Source organism: Pseudoclavibacter sp. Marseille-Q434 (assembly GCF_050315415.1).
In the GTDB taxonomy this organism is placed as follows: Bacteria; Actinomycetota; Actinomycetes; order Actinomycetales; family Microbacteriaceae; genus Pseudoclavibacter.
Window position 1 is genome coordinate 927,507 of sequence record NZ_JBNPQH010000002.1, and the last position, 20,371, is coordinate 947,877.

The 20,371-nt window shown below is 69.4% G+C and carries 20 protein-coding genes and 1 tRNA gene; 9 read left to right on the top strand and 12 right to left on the bottom strand.

Going from position 1 to position 20,371, the window contains the following annotated elements; all coding sequences use genetic code 11:
* The first annotated feature begins 52 nt into the window (after positions 1–52).
* Positions 53–289, top strand: a complete 237-nt coding sequence (locus tag ACQFZP_RS11300; RefSeq protein ID WP_104254270.1) for a DUF3072 domain-containing protein — start codon at positions 53–55, stop codon at positions 287–289.
* Positions 290–378: 89 nt separating this feature from the next.
* Here ACQFZP_RS11300 and ACQFZP_RS11305 read toward each other — a convergent pair.
* Together ACQFZP_RS11305 and ACQFZP_RS11310 are read right to left on the bottom strand one after the other, a co-directional pair.
* A tRNA-Gly gene (locus tag ACQFZP_RS11305) sits at positions 379–452 on the bottom strand.
* Between the two features lie 80 nt (positions 453–532).
* Positions 533–706, bottom strand: a complete 174-nt coding sequence (locus ACQFZP_RS11310) for a hypothetical protein (protein WP_167516542.1) — start codon at positions 704–706, stop codon at positions 533–535.
* A 47-nt stretch (positions 707–753) separates the two neighbouring features.
* Between ACQFZP_RS11310 and dcd the strand changes: the two genes are divergently transcribed.
* The 3 genes from dcd to ACQFZP_RS11325 all read left to right on the top strand — a co-directional run bounded on the left by dcd (position 754) and on the right by ACQFZP_RS11325 (position 3,205).
* Positions 754–1,359 (top strand): dCTP deaminase, encoded by a 606-nt coding sequence (gene dcd, locus ACQFZP_RS11315; protein WP_104254259.1) that lies wholly within the window; start codon positions 754–756, stop codon positions 1,357–1,359.
* 140 nt (positions 1,360–1,499) lie between these two features.
* Entirely contained in the window at positions 1,500–2,618 is a 1,119-nt protein-coding gene (locus ACQFZP_RS11320) for a VIT1/CCC1 transporter family protein (protein WP_211891358.1), read from the top strand.
* Between the two features lie 5 nt (positions 2,619–2,623).
* Positions 2,624–3,205 carry an NUDIX hydrolase gene (locus tag ACQFZP_RS11325; RefSeq protein ID WP_104313222.1) on the top strand — a complete coding sequence of 194 codons (582 nt, stop codon included), beginning with the start codon at positions 2,624–2,626 and terminating at the stop codon, positions 3,203–3,205.
* A 273-nt stretch (positions 3,206–3,478) separates the two neighbouring features.
* On the opposite strand, the gene ACQFZP_RS11330 is transcribed toward ACQFZP_RS11325, so the two are convergent.
* Genes ACQFZP_RS11330 through ACQFZP_RS11340 form a run of 3 tightly spaced genes read right to left on the bottom strand, consistent with a single transcriptional unit; the run spans position 3,479 to position 6,536 of the window.
* A complete protein-coding gene (locus tag ACQFZP_RS11330; protein WP_211891359.1) occupies positions 3,479–4,498 on the bottom strand; it encodes a DUF4333 domain-containing protein in 1,020 nt (339 codons plus the stop codon).
* A gap of 50 nt (positions 4,499–4,548) precedes the next feature.
* Complete coding sequence (locus ACQFZP_RS11335; protein ID WP_179555613.1) at positions 4,549–5,454, bottom strand: hypothetical protein; 906 nt, start codon at positions 5,452–5,454, stop codon at positions 4,549–4,551.
* Positions 5,454–6,536, bottom strand: coding sequence for a trypsin-like serine peptidase (locus ACQFZP_RS11340; RefSeq protein WP_104313215.1), 1,083 nt, complete (start codon positions 6,534–6,536; stop codon positions 5,454–5,456). Before ACQFZP_RS11340 ends, ACQFZP_RS11335 begins: the two co-directional genes overlap by 1 nt.
* A gap of 166 nt (positions 6,537–6,702) precedes the next feature.
* Between ACQFZP_RS11340 and ACQFZP_RS11345 the strand changes: the two genes are divergently transcribed.
* Both ACQFZP_RS11345 and ACQFZP_RS11350 read left to right on the top strand, forming a co-directional pair.
* Positions 6,703–7,791 (top strand): LLM class flavin-dependent oxidoreductase, encoded by a 1,089-nt coding sequence (locus ACQFZP_RS11345; RefSeq protein ID WP_104313477.1) that lies wholly within the window; start codon positions 6,703–6,705, stop codon positions 7,789–7,791.
* A gap of 3 nt (positions 7,792–7,794) precedes the next feature.
* Entirely contained in the window at positions 7,795–9,474 is a 1,680-nt protein-coding gene (locus tag ACQFZP_RS11350) for a DUF7059 domain-containing protein (protein ID WP_211891360.1), read from the top strand.
* A gap of 38 nt (positions 9,475–9,512) precedes the next feature.
* Here ACQFZP_RS11350 and ACQFZP_RS11355 read toward each other — a convergent pair whose 3' ends face one another.
* Complete coding sequence (locus tag ACQFZP_RS11355) at positions 9,513–10,457, bottom strand: 2-hydroxyacid dehydrogenase (RefSeq protein ID WP_307852819.1); 945 nt, start codon at positions 10,455–10,457, stop codon at positions 9,513–9,515.
* Positions 10,458–10,591: 134 nt separating this feature from the next.
* Between ACQFZP_RS11355 and ACQFZP_RS11360 the strand changes: the two genes are divergently transcribed.
* Genes ACQFZP_RS11360 through ACQFZP_RS11370 form a run of 3 tightly spaced genes read left to right on the top strand, consistent with a single transcriptional unit; the run spans position 10,592 to position 14,288 of the window.
* On the top strand, positions 10,592–12,040 hold the full coding sequence (locus tag ACQFZP_RS11360; RefSeq protein ID WP_211891361.1) for a GntP family permease: 1,449 nt from the start codon (positions 10,592–10,594) through the stop codon (positions 12,038–12,040).
* Positions 12,041–12,081: 41 nt separating this feature from the next.
* A complete protein-coding gene (locus ACQFZP_RS11365; protein WP_211891362.1) occupies positions 12,082–13,353 on the top strand; it encodes a CaiB/BaiF CoA transferase family protein in 1,272 nt (423 codons plus the stop codon).
* Positions 13,350–14,288 (top strand): hydroxymethylglutaryl-CoA lyase, encoded by a 939-nt coding sequence (locus tag ACQFZP_RS11370; protein WP_211891363.1) that lies wholly within the window; start codon positions 13,350–13,352, stop codon positions 14,286–14,288. Before ACQFZP_RS11365 ends, ACQFZP_RS11370 begins: the two co-directional genes overlap by 4 nt.
* A 24-nt stretch (positions 14,289–14,312) precedes the next feature.
* Here the strand turns inward: ACQFZP_RS11370 and ACQFZP_RS11375 are convergent, their stop codons facing one another.
* From ACQFZP_RS11375 to ACQFZP_RS11400, 6 genes are all read right to left on the bottom strand, one after another.
* Positions 14,313–15,119, bottom strand: coding sequence for an IclR family transcriptional regulator (locus ACQFZP_RS11375; RefSeq protein ID WP_104313203.1), 807 nt, complete (start codon positions 15,117–15,119; stop codon positions 14,313–14,315).
* A 9-nt stretch (positions 15,120–15,128) separates the two neighbouring features.
* Positions 15,129–15,593 (bottom strand): DoxX family protein, encoded by a 465-nt coding sequence (locus ACQFZP_RS11380; protein ID WP_211891364.1) that lies wholly within the window; start codon positions 15,591–15,593, stop codon positions 15,129–15,131.
* 35 nt (positions 15,594–15,628) lie between these two features.
* A complete protein-coding gene (locus ACQFZP_RS11385) occupies positions 15,629–16,702 on the bottom strand; it encodes a carboxylate-amine ligase (protein WP_211891365.1) in 1,074 nt (357 codons plus the stop codon).
* Between the two features lie 99 nt (positions 16,703–16,801).
* Positions 16,802–17,806, bottom strand: coding sequence for a CPBP family intramembrane glutamic endopeptidase (locus ACQFZP_RS11390; protein WP_307852820.1), 1,005 nt, complete (start codon positions 17,804–17,806; stop codon positions 16,802–16,804).
* Positions 17,807–17,953: 147 nt separating this feature from the next.
* Positions 17,954–18,997 carry a hemolysin family protein gene (locus ACQFZP_RS11395; protein ID WP_211891366.1) on the bottom strand — a complete coding sequence of 348 codons (1,044 nt, stop codon included), beginning with the start codon at positions 18,995–18,997 and terminating at the stop codon, positions 17,954–17,956.
* Entirely contained in the window at positions 18,990–20,369 is a 1,380-nt protein-coding gene (locus tag ACQFZP_RS11400; protein ID WP_211891367.1) for a hemolysin family protein, read from the bottom strand. Before ACQFZP_RS11400 ends, ACQFZP_RS11395 begins: the two co-directional genes overlap by 8 nt.
* Positions 20,370–20,371: the final 2 nt, after the last annotated feature.

The window sequence follows — 20,371 nt, forward strand, 5'->3', positions numbered from 1 at the left end:
TTCCCAGCATCCGTCGGGCCGCCAGCCAGGAGCGCCGCCTACTGTCGCGGACATGGCAGAGACACACGAAGGTGAAATGCTCGGCGCGACCGAGCCTGGAGAGAACGGTACCGAGAAGGACCCGTCGACGTGGGTCACCGGCGATGAGCCGATGACCGGTGCGCAGCGCAGCTACCTCGACACGCTCGCTCGCGAGGCCGGCGAGGAGATCCCTGCGGACATCACGAAGGCGGAGGCGTCGGAGCACATCGACCGGCTGCAGCACGAGACCGGTCGCGGCGAGAGCTGACCGCGGCGACTGCTGACCGCGGCGACTGCCTCCAGAAGGCGAGAACGGCCAGGTCGGAATGCGAACTGCATCCGGTCTGGCCTTCTTCGTGGAGCGGATGACGGGAATCGAACCCGCGCTATCAGCTTGGGAAGCTGAAGTTCTACCATTGAACTACATCCGCGCACCCGCCGGCACTCGGCCTGCGGACTCGACCATCGTACATGCACGCCGCTTCGAGACCGCAAGGGCGCCCGGTCGGCGTCAGTCGCGTTTTGTGACGAGAGCCCGGATCACGAAGAACACGATGACAGCGACCACCGCGACGATGCTCAGGCGGGCCACCATCCACGCCAGGTGGAAGAGCACATCGACAAGCCACCACGCGATGACGACGGCCACGACAACCCCGATGACGGTCCACACGTTTCTGCTCACGGGCTGAGCCTAGCCGTCGGCTTCCGACGAGCAACTAGGCTGGCGACGTGCTTCTCAGCGATCGGGACATCAAACAGGGCGTCGAGACTGGCCGCATCGGCCTTGAGCCGTACGAGCCGGGGCTCATCCAGCCTTCGAGCATCGACGTGCGCCTCGACCGGTACTTCCGGCTGTTCGACAACCACCGGTACCCGTTCATCGACCCGTCGGAGGAGCAGCCAGAGCTGACCCGGCTCGTGGAGTCGAAACCCGACGAGCCGTTCGTCCTGCATCCGGGGGAGTTCGTCCTCGCCTCCACGTTCGAACGCGTCACCCTCGGCGACGACGTCGCCGCGCGCCTCGAAGGCAAGAGCTCGCTTGGCCGCCTCGGACTCCTCACGCACTCCACGGCCGGCTTCATCGACCCCGGCTTCACCGGACACGTCACCCTGGAGCTCTCCAACGTCGCGACCCTGCCGATCAAGCTCTGGCCAGGGATGAAGATCGGGCAGCTGTGCTTCTTCCAGCTCTCCAGCGCCGCGGAGCACCCCTACGGGTCAGCGATCTACAGCTCCAGGTACCTCGGGCAGCGCGGACCGACCGCATCCCGCTCCTTCATGAACTTCACGCGCGCGGACGTCTCCGTGACCGAGGCCGGCGCCCCCGGGCAGTGACCCTGAGCCCCGCTCAGGTGCGCCGAACATCTCCGCGAGGTTGCGGAAACCAGGAGGCGCGCGCGTAGCGTTGGCTGAACGTTGCCAACGATGCCCGTGCTCCACAGGGCTCGAGGCATCCGCACGAAGGATGCACGGCCATGCCACAGACACCACCGCCAGTCCCGGGGACCGGGGATCTCACGCGGGAACCCACCTCGGCGGACATCCGCCGCTGGCGCCGCTACCTCGCCGACGAACGCGCCGAGGGCTCCGTCTACCGGGACCTCGCCGCGAAACGCGAAGGTGAGGAGAAGGAGATCCTCCTCGGCCTTGCGAACGCTGAGGTGCGCCACGAGGAGCACTGGCTGCGGCTGCTCGGCCCTGCCGGCGACGGCGGCGTCCGCGCCCACCTCGGCACGCGCCTCTTCGGGTGGTTCGCTCGCCGCTTCGGCTCCCTGTTCGTGCTTGCCCTCATCCAGCGGGCCGAGTCGAGGTCCCCGTACGAGCGGGAAGCGGATGCGACGCCGGAGATGGCCGCCGACGAGCGCATCCACGAGGAGGTCGTGCGCGGGCTCGCGATGCGCAGCCGGTCCCGCATGTCTGGCATGTTCAGGGCTGCCGTGTTCGGAGCGAACGACGGCCTGGTCTCGAACCTGGCCCTGGTGCTCGGCATCGGCGCGACCGGCGCCCCGACCGTCATCATCCTCGCGACCGGCCTCTCCGGGCTGCTCGCCGGCGCCCTCTCCATGGCCGCCGGAGAGTACGTGTCGGTGCGGTCGCAGCGCGAACTGCTGCAGGCATCCACGCCCAGCCCTGACACGCCGCAGACCATTCAGCGGCTCGACGTCAACGCGAACGAGCTGGAGTTCGTGTACCGGGCGCGGGGCATGGACGAGGCCGAGGCGCGCAGGTACGCGCATCGCGTGTTCGCGCTGCAGGGAGCCGACCCAGCCTCGGGCCCCATCGCCCTGCAGGCAGCCGATGAGGAGCACGAAGAGCTCGGCACCGCGTGGACAGCGGCGCTCTCGAGCTTCGGCTTCTTCGCCGCCGGCGCACTCCTGCCGGTGCTGCCCTACATCTTCGGCATGAGCGGGCTGACGGCCGTCATCGTCTCCGCGATCGTCGTCGGCATCGCGCTGCTCACGACCGGCGCCATCGTCGGCGTGCTCTCGGGCGGCCCGCCGTGGCGCCGCGCGGGACGCCAGCTGCTCATCGGCTACGGAGCGGCCGCCGTCACCTACGTGCTGGGCCTCATCTTCGGTGTTGCGGTTGGATAGGCCCCATGCCGATTCCTGAATTCGTCGCCGACCTGCGTGCCAAGATCGGGCCGGAGCATCCGCTCTGGCTTGCCGGTTCGACCGCCGTCATCATCCGCCCGCGTGCACGCGCGGGCGACCTGTCGCCGGTCGAAGGATCTCGGCCGGCTGGCGAGGCTGTGCCCGCCGACGAGGAGGTGCTGCTGGTTCGCCGCTCCGACAACGGGGTGTGGAGTCCCGTGACGGGCATCGTCGACCCCGGTGAGCATCCCGCGACAGCCGCCGTGCGGGAGAGCCTCGAGGAGGCGATGGTCGAGGTGCGCGTCGACCGGCTCGTGCGGTTGAGCGTCTCGCCGAAGATCGTCCACGCGACGGGCGACCGGGCGCAGTACTGCGACCTCGTCTTCCGGTGCACGTGGGTCTCCGGCGAGGCTGCCGTCGGTGACGACGAGTCGGTGGACGTCGCCTGGTTCCCAGTGGATGCGCTCCCCGCCATGCCCGAGCACCTCGCGTCGCGCGTCGCGGTCGCGGTGGCCGACCGCCCCGAATGCGAGCTGCTCGTCGATGGCGTCGCGCTGCCGATCGTCGGGCCGAACGGGACCGCGTAGCGCCGGCGAGTCAAGGCCTTCGGGCCGAAGGGGCTGGGACGGGCTGTGGCGGGGCCGACTCGGAGCCCGCCTGTCCAAAATGAGTGCGATTTCCAGCCGATTGAAGCTTGGGCGGGCTCAGCGCACTGATATCGCACTGATGTTGGACAGCCTCTTGACCCTGCCGTCTCGCGCGGACGGGCTGGGACTCGGCCGCTTGCCGGTCAACGGGCAGCCTGGAGGCTGGCGGCGTCTGCGTCCTGTGACCCGCGTCCGCTCGGTGACCGGCGGCGGTTACTCGGGCGCGCCAACGACGACCTGGCCGTCGGCGGAGGAAACGGTGACGGTCACCGACTGGTCCTGCTCCGCGTAGGTGAACGTGCACTGGAACTCGGAACCCTGGTCGGCCTTCACCTGCTCCGGGCAGGTGACATCGCTGACTTCCACGAGCCCGAAGTCGTCCTGCAGCACGCGAGTCACCTCCGCCTGCAACGGCTCCGCCGCAAGAACACTGCCGTTGCTCTCCCCGATGAAATAGCCGCCGAGACCCGCGATGAGCGCCGCCGCCGGGATCGCGAGGATGAGCAGCAGGCGTGAGTTGCGGCGCGGCTTGCCGTTCGGAGTTGGGCCGGCCGCAGCGAAGCCGGAACCGGGGGCCCCTGGCGTCGGGTAACGCGTCGGCTGCTGATACCCGAAGCCCTGAGCCGGAGGAATCCCGGTTGACTGAGCCCCGTTCGAGGAGCCGTACCCCCCTCCAGGAACGCCGTACCCCGTGTTCGGTGTGGCATAGCCGGAGCTCGTCGCCGACGGTGCGCCGTAGCCGGAGTTGGTCGCCGAGGGTACGCCGTAGCCCGAGTTCACGCCGTAGCCGGTCCCGGAGCCCGCGCCGGTCGCAGTTCCCGTGCCCGCGCCGCCGGGAGGCGTGGCCGAAGCGGCCGAGTACCCGGGCTGCGGATATTGCTGGCCGGCCTGCGGATACTGCTGACCTGGCTGTGAGTACTGCTGGTCGGGCCGGCCCTGCTCGTTGCCCCGGCCCGGCCCCGCAGTGCTGGTCGCGCCGTGCTGGCCGTGCTGTCCGGAACCGTACGAGCCGTGCTGATTCTGTTGAGGCTGCTGCCCGTACTGGCCCTGCTGTGGGGTCTGGGGGTTGGGCGCCCCGTGCCCGGTTGCAGCGTCCTGCCCGTTCGGCCGACCCTGCCCAGGGTCTTGGGTGCGAGGGCCCTCTTGGGTGCGAGGGTCCTGCTGGTTCCGCGGGTCGCCTGGGTTGCGCGGATCGTACGGCCGCTGCGGGCCGCCCTGCGGTGGGAAGGTCATCGTGCTGCCTCCAGCTTGCTTGCTGCTGCGTTCATGAGCCCGGCCAACCCCTAGCCGGTCCTTGCGTTTCCGATGGCATCCCAGAAGGCACTGGCCTGGTCTGCGGTGACGTTCGTCACGTACTGCGGCGCGAGCGACGCCGGGTCGTCCGGCAGATCGTCGGCAGTCGGCGTTCCCGTGATCTCGAAGCCGAACTGCACCTCCACGTCGAGGGAGGCCGCGTCCATCGTGCCGTTGACCTCGATCTTCTGGATGATGCCGTCGGTGCCCACCCACACGTGCAGGGGGAGGAGCGTGCCGAGCTCGTCGTCGCTCAACTGCGAGCGCAGGTCGTCGCCCAGCGTGTACAGCCCCGCCGCTTCCAGGGAGTCGAAGGTGACCGCGGACGTGAAGTGCTTGCTGCCGTCAGCGGAGACCTCGAGCTTCTCGGGCAGCTCCTCGCCGTTGCTCTCCTTCGAGAGCTGCCACGCCTCGACGAGATTGCACATGAAGATGACGGTGCCGAGGATGCACGTGCGCTGAGGGTCGTTCGCCCGGTCGAGGTCGCCCATCGGCAGCCGAGCCCACGGCGTCGCCACGACCGTCGTGTACGCGCTGCCGAAGAGGTAGTACGTGAACCCGCTGCCGGCCATGTGGACCTCGTCGATCGAGGTTCCCGGCTCGGCCGTTGATTCCTTCGTGACGTAGGACGCGCCGACCACGGTCGTCTCGTGCTGCGTGCTGAGCGTCGCCCCCGTCGAGGCCTTGCCGTGCGTGTAGGCGGTCGCCGAGAAGTTCTCGACCCCGGCGAGACCCTCGACGAGCGAGTCGCCGAGCAGCTCAGCGCCCGTGTCGGCGTGGTACTCGAGTTTCGCCTCGTGGTTCGCGACCGCCGTGGGCGTCGTCGTCGCGCATCCCGTCAGCACCAGCCCGACGAGCAGCGCCGTCGCGCCCGCCACCAGCCGCTGCGTGCGCATCAGGACCCCCCGAGCTCGTCGTACAGCGAGAGTGCGGTCTGGCCGAGGACCGAACCCTCCCAGCGGAACGGGGGATTCGCGGACGAGAGGACGGTCGACGACGTCGCGGCGACGTAACCGGCGCCGACGACCTTGTCGTAGTAGACGAGCCAGGCCCCGCCGGATCCTCCCGGCGTCATGCTGCACATGTGCGTGTAGCCGCCCGCCGAGCCTTCCTTCCACTGGCTGGAGGCGCACATGTACTCCTCCGACCCGTCGTAGGGGCTCGCGCTCGGGTAGCCGACCTGCGTGATCGCCTTGGCGGGCACGCCGAACGCGATGCCCTGGCCGCCCGTCACGTCCTGGATGCGTTGCCCGTCTTTCTCCTCCATGACGAGGAACGCGAAGTCGTTGTTCCATCCGTCGCCGTACACGCCCTGGTCGCCGTAGTTGGCGTTGTCGAGGAAGTGCTGCGGGATGCTGTAGTCGGTGGCCGCCCAGCGCCCGTAGGGCTGCTCGGCGCCGTCGCCGCGGTCGCCGGGGATGAAGACGACGTTGGTCGCGACGGCCTTGTTGCTCTCGAAGTCGACGAGGCAGTGCGCCGCGGTGACGACGATGTTGCGCTCGCCCGAGTTCACGACCGTCGCCGAGCAGACGGCGAGGCCGCTCGCGAACGACATGTAGAGGCGACCGAAGGTGGATGCGCCGAGCCCGGCCCGGTCGAACGGCACAGCCTCGGTGACGTCGCCGTACCCGTTCGGCGACTCCGCTGCGGGCACCGCCGTCGTCGGAGCGACGAACGCGCCCGTCGCGGGGTCGCCGACGCCCACCGTGATGCCGTTGTCTGGAGAGGTGTAGTCGAAGCCCTCGGCGTTCTTGAACATGTCGGGGTCCGACCAGAAGTCGTGGGACTCCTGGGGCGACGACTCGAACGAGTCGCGCAGGCTGACCGTTCCCCCCTCGATGGGGGCGTCCACCGCGTCGTAGCCGTTGGCAGACGGGACGGCAGTTGCGCTCACGGAGCACCCCGCGAGCAACACGACCGCGGCAAGCGCGCCGATGCTCGCGAGCAGCGCCCGCGGTCGGCGACGATGTCGAATCATGGGGTCTCCTTCGGCACGCTGGGTATGCCGTTCCTGGTCATGCTACGCAGGGCCACCGACAGTCAGGCCGCGAACTGGCCGAAAACCCAGGTGACGGGGAGTTCTCCCCTGGAGGCTGCCGAAGTCGTCCAGGAATAGCGGCGGGATGGCGCACGTTGCCCTTGCCATGCCAGGAACGACCAAGCTCTCCGTGCTCGACCTCATCCCGGTCTCTGAGGGGCAGACGAGCGCCGACGCGATCGCCGCATCACGTCGCCTCGTGCAGCGTGCCGACGAGCTGGGGTACCACCGGTACTGGGTCGCCGAGCACCACAACACGGAGCTCGTCGCCTCGACCACCCCTCCGGTGCTGCTGGCGGCCCTCGGAGCGGGGACCAGCCGCATCCGCCTCGGGTCGGGTGGCGTGATGCTGCCCAACCACGCCCCCTTCGTGGTCGCCGAGCAGTTCGCGGCCCTCGAGTCCGTCTACCCCGGGCGCATCGACCTCGGATTGGGGCGTGCCCCCGGTACCGACCCGTTCACGGCCGCCGCCCTGCGCCGCGATCTGTCGCGTGACCGCGTCGACGAGTTCCCGAACGACGTGCTCGAGCTGATGGGATTCCTCGGCGATGTGCGCGACGAGCACGATCGCGAGGTGCTCAACCGTCTCCGCGTGACGCCGGGCGCCGCCACCCACCCCGAGATCTGGCTGCTCGGCTCGAGCCTCTACGGGGCCGAGCTCGCCGCCGCCTTCGGTCTGCCGTACACCTTCGCCCACCACTTCGCGATGCACGCCGACCCGAAGGCCGCGGCAGACCACTACCGCGAGCATTTCGTGCCGTCTCCGGTGCTGGCAGAGCCGCACTTCATGGTGTCGGTCTCCGCGATCTCCGCCGACACCGTCGAGGAGGCCACTCGCCTCGCGCTCCCGAGCCGGGCCGCGATGCATCAGATCCGCTTCGGCCGACCCACCCGTGTCCTCACGCCAGACGGCGCCGCGGCGTACGCCGCGCGCATGCAGGACCGCTCGCTCTTCGACGCGACGACCGGCACGCAACTGGTCGGAACCCCCGAGATGGTGGCTGATGGCATCGACCGGCTCGTCGAGCGGACGGGCGCGGACGAAGTGCTCCTGGCCGCCACGACGCACGACGTTGAGGTGCGCATCCGCACCATCGAGGCGCTCGCCGAGCTCCGGGACCCCGCTGCCTGGGAGTCGCGCGACTTGGCTGATCGGGCGTCGCGCGCGACTGTCGGTGCGCATCCGCATAATTGACGGGTGACTTCCCACGCGCGCCATGCCACCTCAGCCTCCTCTCGAGACGCCTTCACCTTCGACGACCCGAGCGACGCTCCCGACAGCACCGACGAGGCGCTCCTCCGCGCGCTCGCGGTGACGTTCGCCGAGGTCGGCTTCACGGTCGACGGCGTCGAGTCGCGCCTCGGCGCGGAAGCGGCGGATGCGCTGCACCGGGACCTGCTCGAGCCCGCCTCGTTCGCGCTGTCGCGTGAGCCAGACGACGCGCTCGCAGCGCTCATCCGCCTGTTCGTGCTCGCCGAGCCAGTGGAGGTGGGCGACGTGCCGGCCCTCGAAGAGCTGCTGGCGGCCCGGCTCGTCGAACGCCTGCCGCGTGTGGCGCCGGGGGATGCGAGCGGCGATGCGTCCGGCGAGGAGCTCGTCGACGAGCTCGTGACCGCGCTTGTCGATGTGCGCCCGTACGCGAGCGAGGGTGTGAACGGCAGCGTCGAGATGTGGGTCGCCTCCGACCTCGGTGGGGTGCAGCTCGGCCGCGATCGGCCTCTGCGCCGCGACCACGTCGTCGGCATCGGGCCGGCGACGACCCTGCTCGCGCAGCTCACCCCGCGCGAGCCGGTCGCGCGGGCCCTCGATCTCGGCGTCGGCATGGGCGTGCAGACCATGCACCTGCTCGCGCACACGCGCCACGTCGTCGCCACCGACATCTCGGAGCGCGCCCTCGCCTTCGCGAAGTTCAACCTCCTGCTCAACGCTGCGGCGCTCGGCATCGCGCCTGGCGGCCTCGACGACCGCGTGAGCCTGCGCCTCGGCAACATGCTCGAGCCCGTCGCCGGCGAGCAGTTCGACCTGTTCGTCTCGAACCCGCCGTTCGTCATCACGCCCCGCCGCGAGGGTGAGGAGGGCAGCGACCAGTACACGTACCGCGACGGCGGCAAGCCTGGCGACAGCATCGTCGAGGGGCTCGTCCGCGAGCTCGGCACGGTGCTCGCACCCGGTGGCGTCGCGTGCATGCTCGGCAACTGGGAGGTGCGCGAGGGCGACGCGACCTGGCACTCGCGCATCGAGACATGGCCAGCGGGCGACGTCGACCTGTGGGTCGTGCAGCGCGAGGACGCGACGCCCGTCGAGTACGCCGACATGTGGTTGAAGGACGCGGCCGAGAACGCCGAGCTGTCGAGCTGGCAGCACGCGTTCCGCCGCTACCTGCAGGACTTCGCGAGCCGCGACGTCGAGCGCATCGGCATGGGCATGTTCTTCCTCCGCCGCACGCACGAGGGGGCCTTCGGCGGCCCGCTTCGCCGCTTCGAGCACCTCGCGCACGCCCTCGGCCACCCGCTTGCCGAGCACATCCGCGACGGCTTCGAGGCCATCACCTGGCTGCGCGGCCTCGACGACGCCGAGCTCTTCGACGAGCCGCTCATCGTCGCCGGCGACGTCACCGAGGAGCGCCACTCGCGACCGGGCGACGAGGACCCGAGCATCATCATGCTCCGCCAGGGCGCCGGGTTCCGCCGCACGATGTCGATGTCGACCGAGCTCACGGGCTTCGTGTCGGTGTGCGACGGCGAGCTGGTCGGCTCGCAGATCGTCACCGCCATCGCCTCGCTCGTCGACGTCGAGGAGGAGGCGCTGCGCGAGAGCCTGGTCCCCGACGTGCGCGAGCTCGTCGCGCTCGGCTTCCTCGCGCCACGCTGGCGGTAGGGGCGGAGCCGTCGCGGCGCTGGGCGGTCAGCTGCGCGTCATCTCGACGCCACGATGTTCTCGGGCGTCTCCCCGTTCAGGAGCGCACGGAGCTGCCGTTCGATGAGCGCGACCATGCGGGGGTGCATGGCCGAGGAGGCGCCCCCGACGTGCGGCGTGATGAGCACGCCGTCGAGCCCCCACAGCGGGTGCTCTGGCGGCAGCGGCTCCGGGTCGGTGACGTCGAGGGCGGCGCGGATGTGGCCGGTCTCGAGCGCGCGGACGAGCGCGTCCGTGTCGACGACCGGGCCCCGCGCGACGTTCACGAGCAGCGCGCCGGGTCGCATGGCCGCGAGGAAGGCGTCGTCGACGAGGTGCCTGGTCTCTTCCGTGAGGGGAACCGTGAGGATCACGACGTCGATCTCCGGCAGCAGGCCACGCAGGCTCGAGATGGGATGCACGAGGCGCGCCCCGCCCGGGCCGCCGGCGCGTGCGGTGCGCGCGAAGCGGAGCACTCGCGCCTCGAAGCCGTCGAGGCGCTTCTCGATGGCCTGACCGACGCCGCCGTAGCCCACGATGGCGACGGTGCGGTCGGCGAGGCTCTGACCGGGGAGCTGCTGCCACCGCCCGCCCTGGGCCGCGATCGAGTACTCCGGGAAGCGTCGCAGCGAGGCGAGCGCGAGGCCGAGCGCGAGCTCCGCCGTCGAGGCCTCGTGCACGGAGCGCGCGTTGGCGACCGTGTGCCCGGGCGGCAGGTGCGCGACGATGTCGTCGTAGCCGATGGTCTGCGCCTGGACGAGCTGGGTTGTCGTTGCCCCGAGGTTCGCAACGAGGCGGGGGTCCTGCTGGTAAGGGAGGACCACGAGCTCGATGTGCGCAGAGGGTGACGGCGTCGTCAGGTCCCAGGTGATGCACTCCACGCGGTCGGTGAGGTCGAGCTGCGCGATGTCCGCTGCGAGTGCCGGTGTCGGCACCGAGATGCTGACCCTCGATTCCTGGATCACGATGTGGACCCTTGCTTACATAATGAGTTCATGCACATAATGTAAGCCGGACGCGGGCCCAGGCCAAGCCCCCATCCGCTCCGCCTCGACCCGGCCGGGGCACCGCGCGAGACCAGAACCTCGATTGGACGACAATGACGTCAGAGATCATCACCATCATCCACACCGCGATCGCCATCCTCGGCGTCGTCGTGCTCATCACCCGCTTCCGCCTGAACCCTGCGGTCGCGCTGGTCATCGGCTCCCTCTACCTCGGGCTCGCGACGGGGAACTCGCCGACCGACACGATCGGGACCATCACCGGCGGCTTCGGCGAGATCATGGCAGAGGTCGGCCTCCTCATCACCTTCGGCGTGCTGCTCGGCTCGATGCTCAGCGAGATGAACGCCATCCAGCGGCTCGTCTCGCACCTGCTGCGCATCTTCGGCCCCAAGGGGCTGCCGTACGCCATGGGGCTCACGATCGGCACCGTGCTCCAGTCGATCTTCCTCGACGTGCTCCTCGTCATCTCCGCGCCGCTGGCCCGCAAGATGGCGCCGCTCATCGGCAAGCACGGCACACCGCGCATCGCGACCGCCCTCGCCATCGGCCTCGAGTGCGGCATCGTCTTCATGGTGCCGGGCGTCGCCGCCCTCGCGCTCGCCGGCGTGCTCGGCGTTCCCCTCGGCCAGATGCTGCTCTTCGGCCTCATCGTGATCGTGCCGACCATCGTCATCTCGATCTTCATCATGACGCTGCTGTTCCGCATCGGCTTCTGGAAGGAGAAGCTCGACGAGACGCAGCCCGTCGAAGGGGAAGACGCGGCGGACGACAGCATCGACGGTTCCCCCGAGCCCGTCGGACCGCTCAAGACCGAGAACATCCCCGTCGGCGACCGACTCAGCAAGGTCGGCGGTGTGCCCCGCGGCGTCGCGGTCGCCGAGCGCACGACCACCTCCGAGCCCAAGCTGATCCTGCTCTTCTCCCCGCTGCTGCTCTGCCTGGCGCTCATCGCCACCGGCGCGATCCTGCAGATCGCCGGCATCGAGATCGACGCGCTGGTCCTCATCACCGACCCGGTCTTCGCCCTGCTCATCGCCGTGCTCGGCACGAGCGTCATCGGCAGGCTCACGGTCGGCGTCAAGGCCGTCGAGAAGTCGGTCGTCGCGGGCTTCCGAGAGAGCGGCCAGATCCTCATCCTCACGGGCGTCGGCGGCGCGCTCGCCGCGACCGTCGCGGCGACCGGGCTCGGCGACATCCTCGGGCAGGCGTTCGGCGCGCACAGCTTCGCGCCGCTCCTCATCGTCTGGGCCATCGCCGCCGTGCTGCACGTCGCCGTCGGCTCGGTCACGATCTCCGCGATCACCGCGGCGGGCATCCTCGCTCCCATCGCCTCGGTGATCGGGCTCGACCCGATCCTCATCGCCCTCGCTGCCGGTGCCGGCTCCCTGTTCGCCGTGCACGTCACGAGCAACACGTTCTGGCTCCTCCAGTCGCTGCTCGGCCAGACGACACGAGGCACACTGAAGACGTGCACCGTCGGTGTCTCCGTCGCCTCGGTCGTCGCGCTGCTGGTGACGCTTGTCCTCAGCATCTTCATCTGACCCGCACGCTCCGACCGATCACCAGTCCGGAAAGGACCGACATGCACACCAACGCCAAGATCGCCCCGCTCAAGGGAGTCCGCGTGCTCGAGCTCGGGAACTTCATCGCGGCCCCCACGGCAGGGCGGATGCTCGCCGACTTCGGTGCCGAGGTCATCAAGGTCGAACGCCCCGGAACGGGGGACGAGCTGCGCTCGTGGCGCCTGCACCCCGGTTCGACGACGTCGATGCTGTTCCACACCATCAACCGCAACAAGAAGTCGATCACGCTCGACCTCCGCACGGAGGAGGGGAGGGATGCGGTGCGCGCGCTCGCCGCCGACTGCGACGTCATCCTCGAGAACTTCCGGCCCGGCACGATCGAGCGGTGGGGCATCGGTCCCGACGTGCTCGACGAGATCAACCCCGGCATCGTCATCGGCCGCATCTCCGCGTTCGGGCAGACGGGCCCGCTCTCGAGCAGACCCGGGTTCGCGGCGGTCGCCGAGGCGATGGGCGGGTTCAGGAACCTCGTCGGCGACCCGGACCGCGCCCCGGTGCGTGTCGGCGTCTCCATCGGCGACTCCATCGCGGGCGTGTACGCCGCCTACGGCGTGATGATGGCGATGTTCCAGCGCGAGCAGCGCCGCGGGGCCGGCCTCGGGCCAGCGCCGCTCGAGGAGCGGGTCATCGACGTGGCCCTCAACGAGGCCATGTTCTCGATGATGGAGTCCCTCATTCCCGACTACCAGGCCCACGGCGTGGTCCGCGAGCGGGTCGGCGGACGAATGGAGGGGATCGCCCCCACGAACGCCTACGTGTGCGCGGACGGCAAGAGCGTCGTCATCGCCGGCAACGCGGATGCGATCTTCGTGCGCTTCATGGGCATCATCGGCCGCCACGACCTCGCGGGCGACCCTGGGCTCGCGACGAACAACCTCCGCTGGGAGCGCCGCGACGAGCTCGACGCGGCGATCGGCGCGTGGACGGCGACGATGCCGGCCGACGAGGTCCTCGACATCCTCGACGACGCGGGCGTCCCATCCGGCCCCATCTACACGGCGGAGGACATCAGCGAGAGCCCGCAGTACGCGGCCCGCGACATGATCCAGAAGTTCGACGTGGCCGACGGCGAGCAGACGGTCGAGGGGGTCGGGTTCCCCGGCATCGTCCCGGTCCTCGGCGGCGCGTCCCTCCCCATCCGCACCCTCGCGCCCCAGCTTGGACAGGACACCGAGGCGGTGCTCGCCGCCTACGCCAGCCTCGCGCCGCGGGATCAGCTCGACGACAACAGGACCCAGCTCGACGACAACAGCAAGGTGGAGACACGATGAGCCAGAACCCGATCACCGACGCGCGTCTGCGCGACGTCACGCTGCGGGACGGCCTGCAGCTCACCGGCAAGCTGCTGTCGACGGACCGCAAGGTCGCGCTCGCTCGCGAGCTCTTCGCCGTCGGCGTGCCAGAGCTCGAGATCGGCTCGATGGCGCGCGGCGACCTCGTCCCGCCCATGGCCAACACGCTCGACGTGATCGAGGCGCTCACGCCGGAGGAGCTCGAGCGCAGCTGGGTGTGGGTCGCGACCCCGCGGCACATCGAGAAGGCCGCGGCAGCCGGCGCGAAGAACTTCCAGTACTGCCTCTCCGTCTCCGACGCCCACAACCAGGCGAACATCGGCCGCACCACGGACACGAGCCTCGCCGCCATGCCGGACGCCGTCGCCCTCACCCGTGAGGCCGGCGGGCGCATCCAGCTGTGCCTCGCCACCTCCTTCACATGCCCGTTCGATGGGCAGGTCGACCCAGACCGGGTCATACAGATCGCCAACGATCCCCGCGCCGAGGGTGCTGCGGACATCGTGATCTGCGACACCCTCGGGCAGGCGCATCCCGGGCAGGTGTCGTCGCTCATCTCGCGGGTCGCGACCGAGACCCCGCAGCGCGAGATCGTCTTCCACGGGCACGACACGTGGGGTGCCGGCGTCACGAACTCGATCGCCGCGGTGCTCGCGGGGGCCAGCGTCGTCGACGGGGCGCTGGGCGGCCTCGGCGGCTGCCCCTTCGCTCCGGGCGCCAGCGGCAACACGGCCACGGAGGACCTGCTCTTCGCGATGCGCCCCGAGTGGCTCACTCCGGCGGCGTTCGCCCAGATCGTCCGCGAGTCGGAGGCGCTGCTCGACGACCTCGGCGAGCCCAACCGTTCCAAGGCGAGGCAGGGCGCCCGTTCGAAGGCTCCCGCGTTCGAATGGGTCGTGCCGGCCTCGCTCTGACGGCTGCCAGCCGAGTGCCCGCTGTCAGTCGGTGGCGGGGGCGCGCCCGCCGATCAGGCGAGTCGCGCGTTCGGCCGTCTCGACGAGCATCGGGGCCCACTCCTCGAGCATGTGCGGCTTGATGCGCGCGGCGGGCCCGCTCACGCCCATGGCCATGCGCACCCGCCCGCTCGGCTCGAACACCGGGGCCGCGAGGCCGACGAGCCCGTCGATGCGCTCGTTGCGCGTGATCGCGAACCCGTCCCGTCGCGTCTGATCGAGCACCCCTCGCAGCTCGGCCGGGTCGGTGATGGTGCTTGCCGCGAGGTCCGGGATGGGGTGGGCGAGGATGCTCTCGCGCAGGTCATCGTTCCAGGCGAGAAGGACCCGTCCCGCGGAACCGACCGTGAGCGGCGCGACCTTGCCGACGTGCACATCCTGCTTCAGCTCGTGGCGGGTCTCGTCGACGGCGATGCAGACGCGGTAGTCGTCGTCCGCCCTGAACAGCGTCGCGCTTTCCCCGGTCGCCTGTCGCAGCTCGCGGAGCAATGGCGCGAGCAGGTCGATGGCCTTGATGCCTCGCACGGCAGGCGCCGACCAGTACGCCATCTTCAGCCCGATTCGGAAGCGATCGTCGTCGCGGTCGAGGAAGCCCTGCGCGACGAGGTTCGTGACGAGACGCTGCGTGGTCGAGGTCGGGAGCCCGGTCCTCGACCTGATCTCCGCGAGTGACAGCGACGGCGACTCGAGCGTGAAGCTATCGAGGATGTCGGTGATCTTGCCGAGCACGAGCAGCGGGGCGACCCCGGAGTTTCCGGTGGCGGGCGAGGCTGCGCTGCCGGGATCTGTCATAGGAGAAATCTAGAGCATCCGTCCCCGGCGGAATGGCTCGAGCAGTTCGCGACGGTCGCGCCACGCGCCGGTCGACCAGATCGCCAGCCCGATGAGCAGCACCTGGAACGGGAGGCGGATGAGCCGGGCCGCGTCGGTGTCGAGCCCGAACGCATCCGTCCCCGTCACGTACTGGGAGATGTTGCCGGGGAAGACGGCAACGAAGAACGCCGCGACGGTGAAGCCGACCGCGACCCGCCATCGCCAGGCCGCGATGAGCGCCAGCCCGAGCAGCACCTCGACGACACCGGATGCGAGCACCACGAAGTCCGCATCGAGCGGCAGCCAGGTCGGCACCTGCGCCTGGAACTCCTCGCGGGCGAAGCTCAGATGCGCGATGCCGGCAAACAGCAGGAACCCACCGAGGACGACGCGCGCGATCGTCCTCGGGAGCGAGGTGCGCTGAACCTTGGCAGGGGGAGTGGTCGGAGGCATCCACCCAGTCTGCTCCCTCGGCGTGGCCGATCCGCTCAGACGGCCGCGTGGAGGGCACGCAGAGCTTCGATGCCGCCTTCCTGGTATGTCTGCCGTTGCCGCGCGGCTCCCGTCCCGAAGCGGAAGAGACGGTCAACGCCCGAGCGGATCTCGTCGCCGTCCCCGAACGCATCCGCGGCAGGACCGACGTGGGAGAGCAGGGCATCCGCGACCTGGCGGGCCCCCGCCAGCTCGCCCGTCACCGGGTTGAGGAGCCGTGCGTCGATCCCATCACGGGCGGCCTGCCAGAGCGACGCCTCGAGCAGCTCGGGAGGCAGGTCGGCGAGGGCGCCACCGCCCTCGCCGTCCTCAGTCGCCGTGACCAAGGCCCGGCAGATCAACGCAAGCAGCACCGTCTCGCGCGTCTCGAGCTGCGCGTCGAAGACCCGGAACTCGATCGTCGGGTGGTTCGCGGAGAGACGCATGTTCCACGCCACCGAGCCAGCATCGATCGTTCCTCCAACCCCGACAAGACGCTCCATTCGTTGCCGATAGTCCTCGGCATCGACGAACACCGGAGGGCAGTCGTGAGTGGTCCAACGCCGCATCTGGATGGTGCGCCAGCTGTCGAACCCAGAATCCTCTCCATGCCAGTGCGGCGAATTGGTGCTCAACGCGAGCAGCACCGGCGTCCAGCCGCGCACGGCGTTCATGATCCGCACACCCTCTTCACGTGAGGAGATCCCCACGTGCACGTGGATGGCGTTGATCTGGTGCTCCCGCACGAGGCCCCGGTACTCGCTCGCGAGCTCCCCGTACCTGGCTGTCTCGGTTGCGTGCGGCTCACCGGGGACAAACGGCACCGCCCCGTGCCAGGGCGCGACCCTGGCATGATCGGCGGCCGAGTTGAGTGCCTCTCGGTAGGCGTTGAGGTGCGTGTGCGCCTCCCGCGCCGACCGGAGCACGGGCGAGCAGTACTCGACCTGCGAGTTGAGGAACTCGCGGGTGACGAGGGAGCGAAGGCGCCCATCGTGGCGGAGCCCCTCGAGCACTTGTGCGGAGGCTGGCCTCGGCTCGAGCGTGCGCGGGTCGACGAGCATCGCCTCCTCCTCGATGCCGAATGTCTCCATCGATGTCCCCTTCCCCCAGACATCCGCTTGGCGATTCGCGTGAGCTCACCGCGGATGCATCCTCGTGGCGGCATCAAAGCAGAGGTGGCCTGAACTTCGTCAGGGAGTTGACGAAGCGGCCGTCGGCTGCGGCCCACGACGGCCTTCGAGCACTTCGGCGGGCTTCGGCGGCGCGAACTGCTTCGTCGCGAGCAGCACGCCGAGGAAGATCAGCGGCACGATCCACCCCGTCCAGCCGAGGATCGTGGCCTGCGTCGTGTCGACCTCTTCGCCAGCCGCAGCGAAGAGCAGGTACGAGCCGGCGGCGGCGTTGAACGCCCCGTGCGCGAGGGCCGCCGGCCACACCGACTCCGAGCGGATGCGCAGCCACGCGAACACGGCCCCGACCAGGATGCACATCCCCGTCATCATGACCAGCGCGAGCCAGCCCGGCGCATCCACGTAGTTGTAGCCGAGCAGGATCAGCGGCGCGTGCCAGACGCCCCAGATGACCCCCGAGATGAGGAGCGCGGGAACGGTACCCAACCGGAGGAGCTTCGGGAGCAGCCAGCCGCGCCAGCCCAGCTCCTCGCCGAGGGCGGGGATCAGGTTGAGGAACGCCCCGAGCGGGATGCTCGCGAGCTGCAGCAGCACGAGCACGGCGACCGGGATGGGGAGCTCCAGATTGCCGACCCCCTCGGCTGCGAGCTGCTCGTCGAGCATCGCCTGGAAGCCGGAGAAGTTCACGAGGTCCATCGCGTAGACGCCGAACAGGGCGCCGATGGGCAGCGCGACGAACACGAGCGCCACCGGGACGACGACGGCGAGCGCAAGGTAGGCGATGAGCCGTCCGACGGGCTTCAGCGGCACGATCCCGAGCGCGCGCCATGGCCTCGCCGGACGCTCGATGGCGAAGACCGCGACGAGCGCCGCGATGGCTGGCGTCATCATCATGGCGATCGAGATGACCGGGAACCACGGGTTCGCGAGACCGTCGCCCAACCACAGGGGCAGGGTCACGAGCCACGGCAGGCCGAAGGCCAGAGCGAGGAAGACGCCGACCGAGAGCTTCTCCCGCCCGCTCGCAGTGGTGGTGGTCTGGGCGGTCTGTGGGGTGGGCTGCACCTCACCACCCTCTCGTTTGGCCACGTGCACTGTCAACGAGCGATGACAGGCAGGTGCCGGATGCGCCTACAGCTGCACCCGGAAACCAAGGATGCCCCCGCCCGTTTCCGGGCGGGGGCATCCTCGAGCTGGTCTCGACCGTGTCGGCTAGTTCGCAGCGGCGGTCGCGTTGACCTCGCCGACCAGCACCTCGAGGACGTCCTCGAGGAACAGGAGGCCTGTCACGTTGCCCTCGGAGTCGAGGGCCTTCGCGACGTGCGCCCCGCGGTCACGGAGCACCGCCATTGCGTCCTCGAGTTCCGCATCCCGCGACACGGAGACGAGGCTCCGCAGTCGCTTCTGCGGGATCGGGGCCGTGAACACGTCCGGGGCCATGAGGTCCATGACGTCCTTCATGTGGATGTAGCTCGTCGGCTCACCGCGCTCGTCGGTGACGACGTAGCGCGAGAAGCCGTGCTCGGCGACGGCCTTCTGCACGTCGATGGGGCGCGCGCCCGCAGGCAGGAGCACCATCTCGGCGATCGGCACATCCACGTCGCTGACCCGCTTCTCGGTGAACTCGAACGCGCCCGCGAGCGTGCCCGACGCGTCGTTCAGTGTTCCCTCTCGGGTCGACTGCTCGACGATTCCGGCCACTTCCTCGAGGGTGTAGGTACTCGTCGCTTCGTCCTTCGGCTCGACCTTGAAGAGGCGCAGCACGCCGTTCGCGATCGTGTTGAGGCTCCAGATGATCGGGTTGAAGATCTTGGAGACCACGACGAGCGGCGGGGCGAGCAGGAGGGAGGCGCGGTCCGGCACCGAGAACGCGAGGTTCTTCGGGATCATCTCGCCGAACACGACGTGCAGGAACGTGACGAGCACAAGCGCCACCGCGAACGCGATCACGCTGATGAGCTCGGCCGACAGCGCGGTGAGCCCGAGCGGGATCTCGAGGAGGTGGTGGATGGCCGGCTCGGAGACGTTCAGGATGAGCAGCGAGCAGACGGTGATGCCGAGCTGGCTGGTCGCCAGCATGAGCGTTGCGTGCTCCATCGCCCAGAGGGTCGTCTTGGCGGCGCGGCTGCCCCGCTCAGCAAGGGGCTCGATCTGCGACCGCTTCGCGGAGATGACCGCGAACTCGGCGCCGACGAAGAAGGCGTTGCCGATGAGGAGGACGAACAGCCACAGGATTCCTGGCAGGTACTCACTCATTGATCATCGCCTCCTTGACTCGCTCGTGCGCTCTGTCGTGAGCGAGCTCCTGATTGCTCATGAGGCTCTGGTCTCCGTCTGGCTCGTTCGGCAGGTAGCGGACCCGCACGATGCGGGTGCCGTCGATGCGCTCGACGCGCAGGGTGCCGGCCTCGATCTCGACCTCATCGCCCAGTTCGGGAAGGCGCTCGAGGGTGTCGGTGATGAAGCCGCCGACGGTGTCGTAGTCGCCGTCCTCCGGAACTTTGATCGCGAGGCGGTCGAGCACCTCGTCGGGACGCCAGGAGGCGTCGAACGTGACCGAGCGGCCGCGCCGGATGAAGCCGGTCTGGTGCCGGTCGTGTTCGTCTTCGAGTTCGCCGACGATCTCCTCGACGAGGTCCTCGAGGGTGACGATGCCTGCGGTGCCGCCGTGTTCATCCACGACGACGGCGACTTGGTGTCGCTCGGCGCGCAGCAGGGTCAGCAGGGCGGAGGCGCCCATCGACTCCGGCACGCGCAGCGCCTCGGTCTGCAGCTGGCCGGCCGTGACCTCGCCGTGTGTCTCGACGGGCACCGCGAACGCCTGCTTCGCGTGCACGAAGCCCGTGATGTTGTCGGGCGTCCCGTCGACGACGGGGAACCGGGAGAACCCGGTCTCGATGGCGAGGGCGATGATCGCCTGCGCCGTGTCGTCGACTTCGACGCTCGCCATGCGCACGCGAGGTGTCATGACGTCGGACGCGTCGTGCTCGGAGAACTTGAGGGTGCGTCGCAGCAGTGCTGCGTCGTCTTCCTCGAGGAGCCCGGAGAGCGCGGAGTGCCGGATGAGGTAGGAGAGCTCGTCGGCGCTTCTGGCACCGGAGAGCTCCTCCTTGGGCTCTATGCCCATGGAGCGGATGATGGCGTTCGCCGTGTTGTTCAGGAGCAGGATCACGGGCTTGAACACCGTCGTGAAGAGCGCCTGGAACGGGATGACGACCTTCGCTGTCGCCCGTGGGAGGGCGAGCGCGAAGTTCTTGGGGACGAGCTCGCCGATGATCATCGAGAACAGCGTCGCGAGGACGATGCCGACGATGGCTCCGACGACGGGCACGAGGCCCTCGGCCACCCCGAGGCCCTCGAGAGGCTCTGCGAGGAGAGAGCTGACGGCCGGCTCGAACGTGTATCCCGTGAGCAGGGTCGTGAGCGTGATTCCGAGCTGCGCGCTGGAGAGGTGTGTCGACGTGATCTTCAGGGCCTTGATGGTTGGCCCGAGTCGTTTCTCTCCGCGGCTCTGCCGGTTTTCGAGATCGTTTCGGTCGAGGTTGACGAGCGCGAATTCACTCGCGACGAACAACCCGGTTCCTACTGTGAGAACGAGGCCGATGCCGAGCATCACCCATTCGTTCATGC

What these genes read in the sequence shown, in the direction of transcription:
- ACQFZP_RS11400 (WP_211891367.1), bottom strand. Translation starts at nt 20,369, where the DNA reads ATGAACGAATGGGTGATGCTCGGCATCGGCCTCGTTCTCACAGTAGGA.
- ACQFZP_RS11360 (WP_211891361.1), top strand. Translation starts at nt 10,592, where the DNA reads ATGACGTCAGAGATCATCACCATCATCCACACCGCGATCGCCATCCTC.
- ACQFZP_RS11345 (WP_104313477.1), top strand. Translation starts at nt 6,703, where the DNA reads ATGCCAGGAACGACCAAGCTCTCCGTGCTCGACCTCATCCCGGTCTCT.
- ACQFZP_RS11375 (WP_104313203.1), bottom strand. Translation starts at nt 15,119, where the DNA reads ATGACAGATCCCGGCAGCGCAGCCTCGCCCGCCACCGGAAACTCCGGG.
- ACQFZP_RS11325 (WP_104313222.1), top strand. Translation starts at nt 2,624, where the DNA reads ATGCCGATTCCTGAATTCGTCGCCGACCTGCGTGCCAAGATCGGGCCG.
- ACQFZP_RS11365 (WP_211891362.1), top strand. Translation starts at nt 12,082, where the DNA reads ATGCACACCAACGCCAAGATCGCCCCGCTCAAGGGAGTCCGCGTGCTC.
- ACQFZP_RS11370 (WP_211891363.1), top strand. Translation starts at nt 13,350, where the DNA reads ATGAGCCAGAACCCGATCACCGACGCGCGTCTGCGCGACGTCACGCTG.
- ACQFZP_RS11395 (WP_211891366.1), bottom strand. Translation starts at nt 18,997, where the DNA reads ATGAGTGAGTACCTGCCAGGAATCCTGTGGCTGTTCGTCCTCCTCATC.
- ACQFZP_RS11330 (WP_211891359.1), bottom strand. Translation starts at nt 4,498, where the DNA reads ATGACCTTCCCACCGCAGGGCGGCCCGCAGCGGCCGTACGATCCGCGC.
- ACQFZP_RS11300 (WP_104254270.1), top strand. Translation starts at nt 53, where the DNA reads ATGGCAGAGACACACGAAGGTGAAATGCTCGGCGCGACCGAGCCTGGA.
- ACQFZP_RS11335 (WP_179555613.1), bottom strand. Translation starts at nt 5,454, where the DNA reads ATGCGCACGCAGCGGCTGGTGGCGGGCGCGACGGCGCTGCTCGTCGGG.
- ACQFZP_RS11385 (WP_211891365.1), bottom strand. Translation starts at nt 16,702, where the DNA reads ATGGAGACATTCGGCATCGAGGAGGAGGCGATGCTCGTCGACCCGCGC.
- ACQFZP_RS11320 (WP_211891358.1), top strand. Translation starts at nt 1,500, where the DNA reads ATGCCACAGACACCACCGCCAGTCCCGGGGACCGGGGATCTCACGCGG.
- ACQFZP_RS11340 (WP_104313215.1), bottom strand. Translation starts at nt 6,536, where the DNA reads ATGATTCGACATCGTCGCCGACCGCGGGCGCTGCTCGCGAGCATCGGC.
- ACQFZP_RS11380 (WP_211891364.1), bottom strand. Translation starts at nt 15,593, where the DNA reads ATGCCTCCGACCACTCCCCCTGCCAAGGTTCAGCGCACCTCGCTCCCG.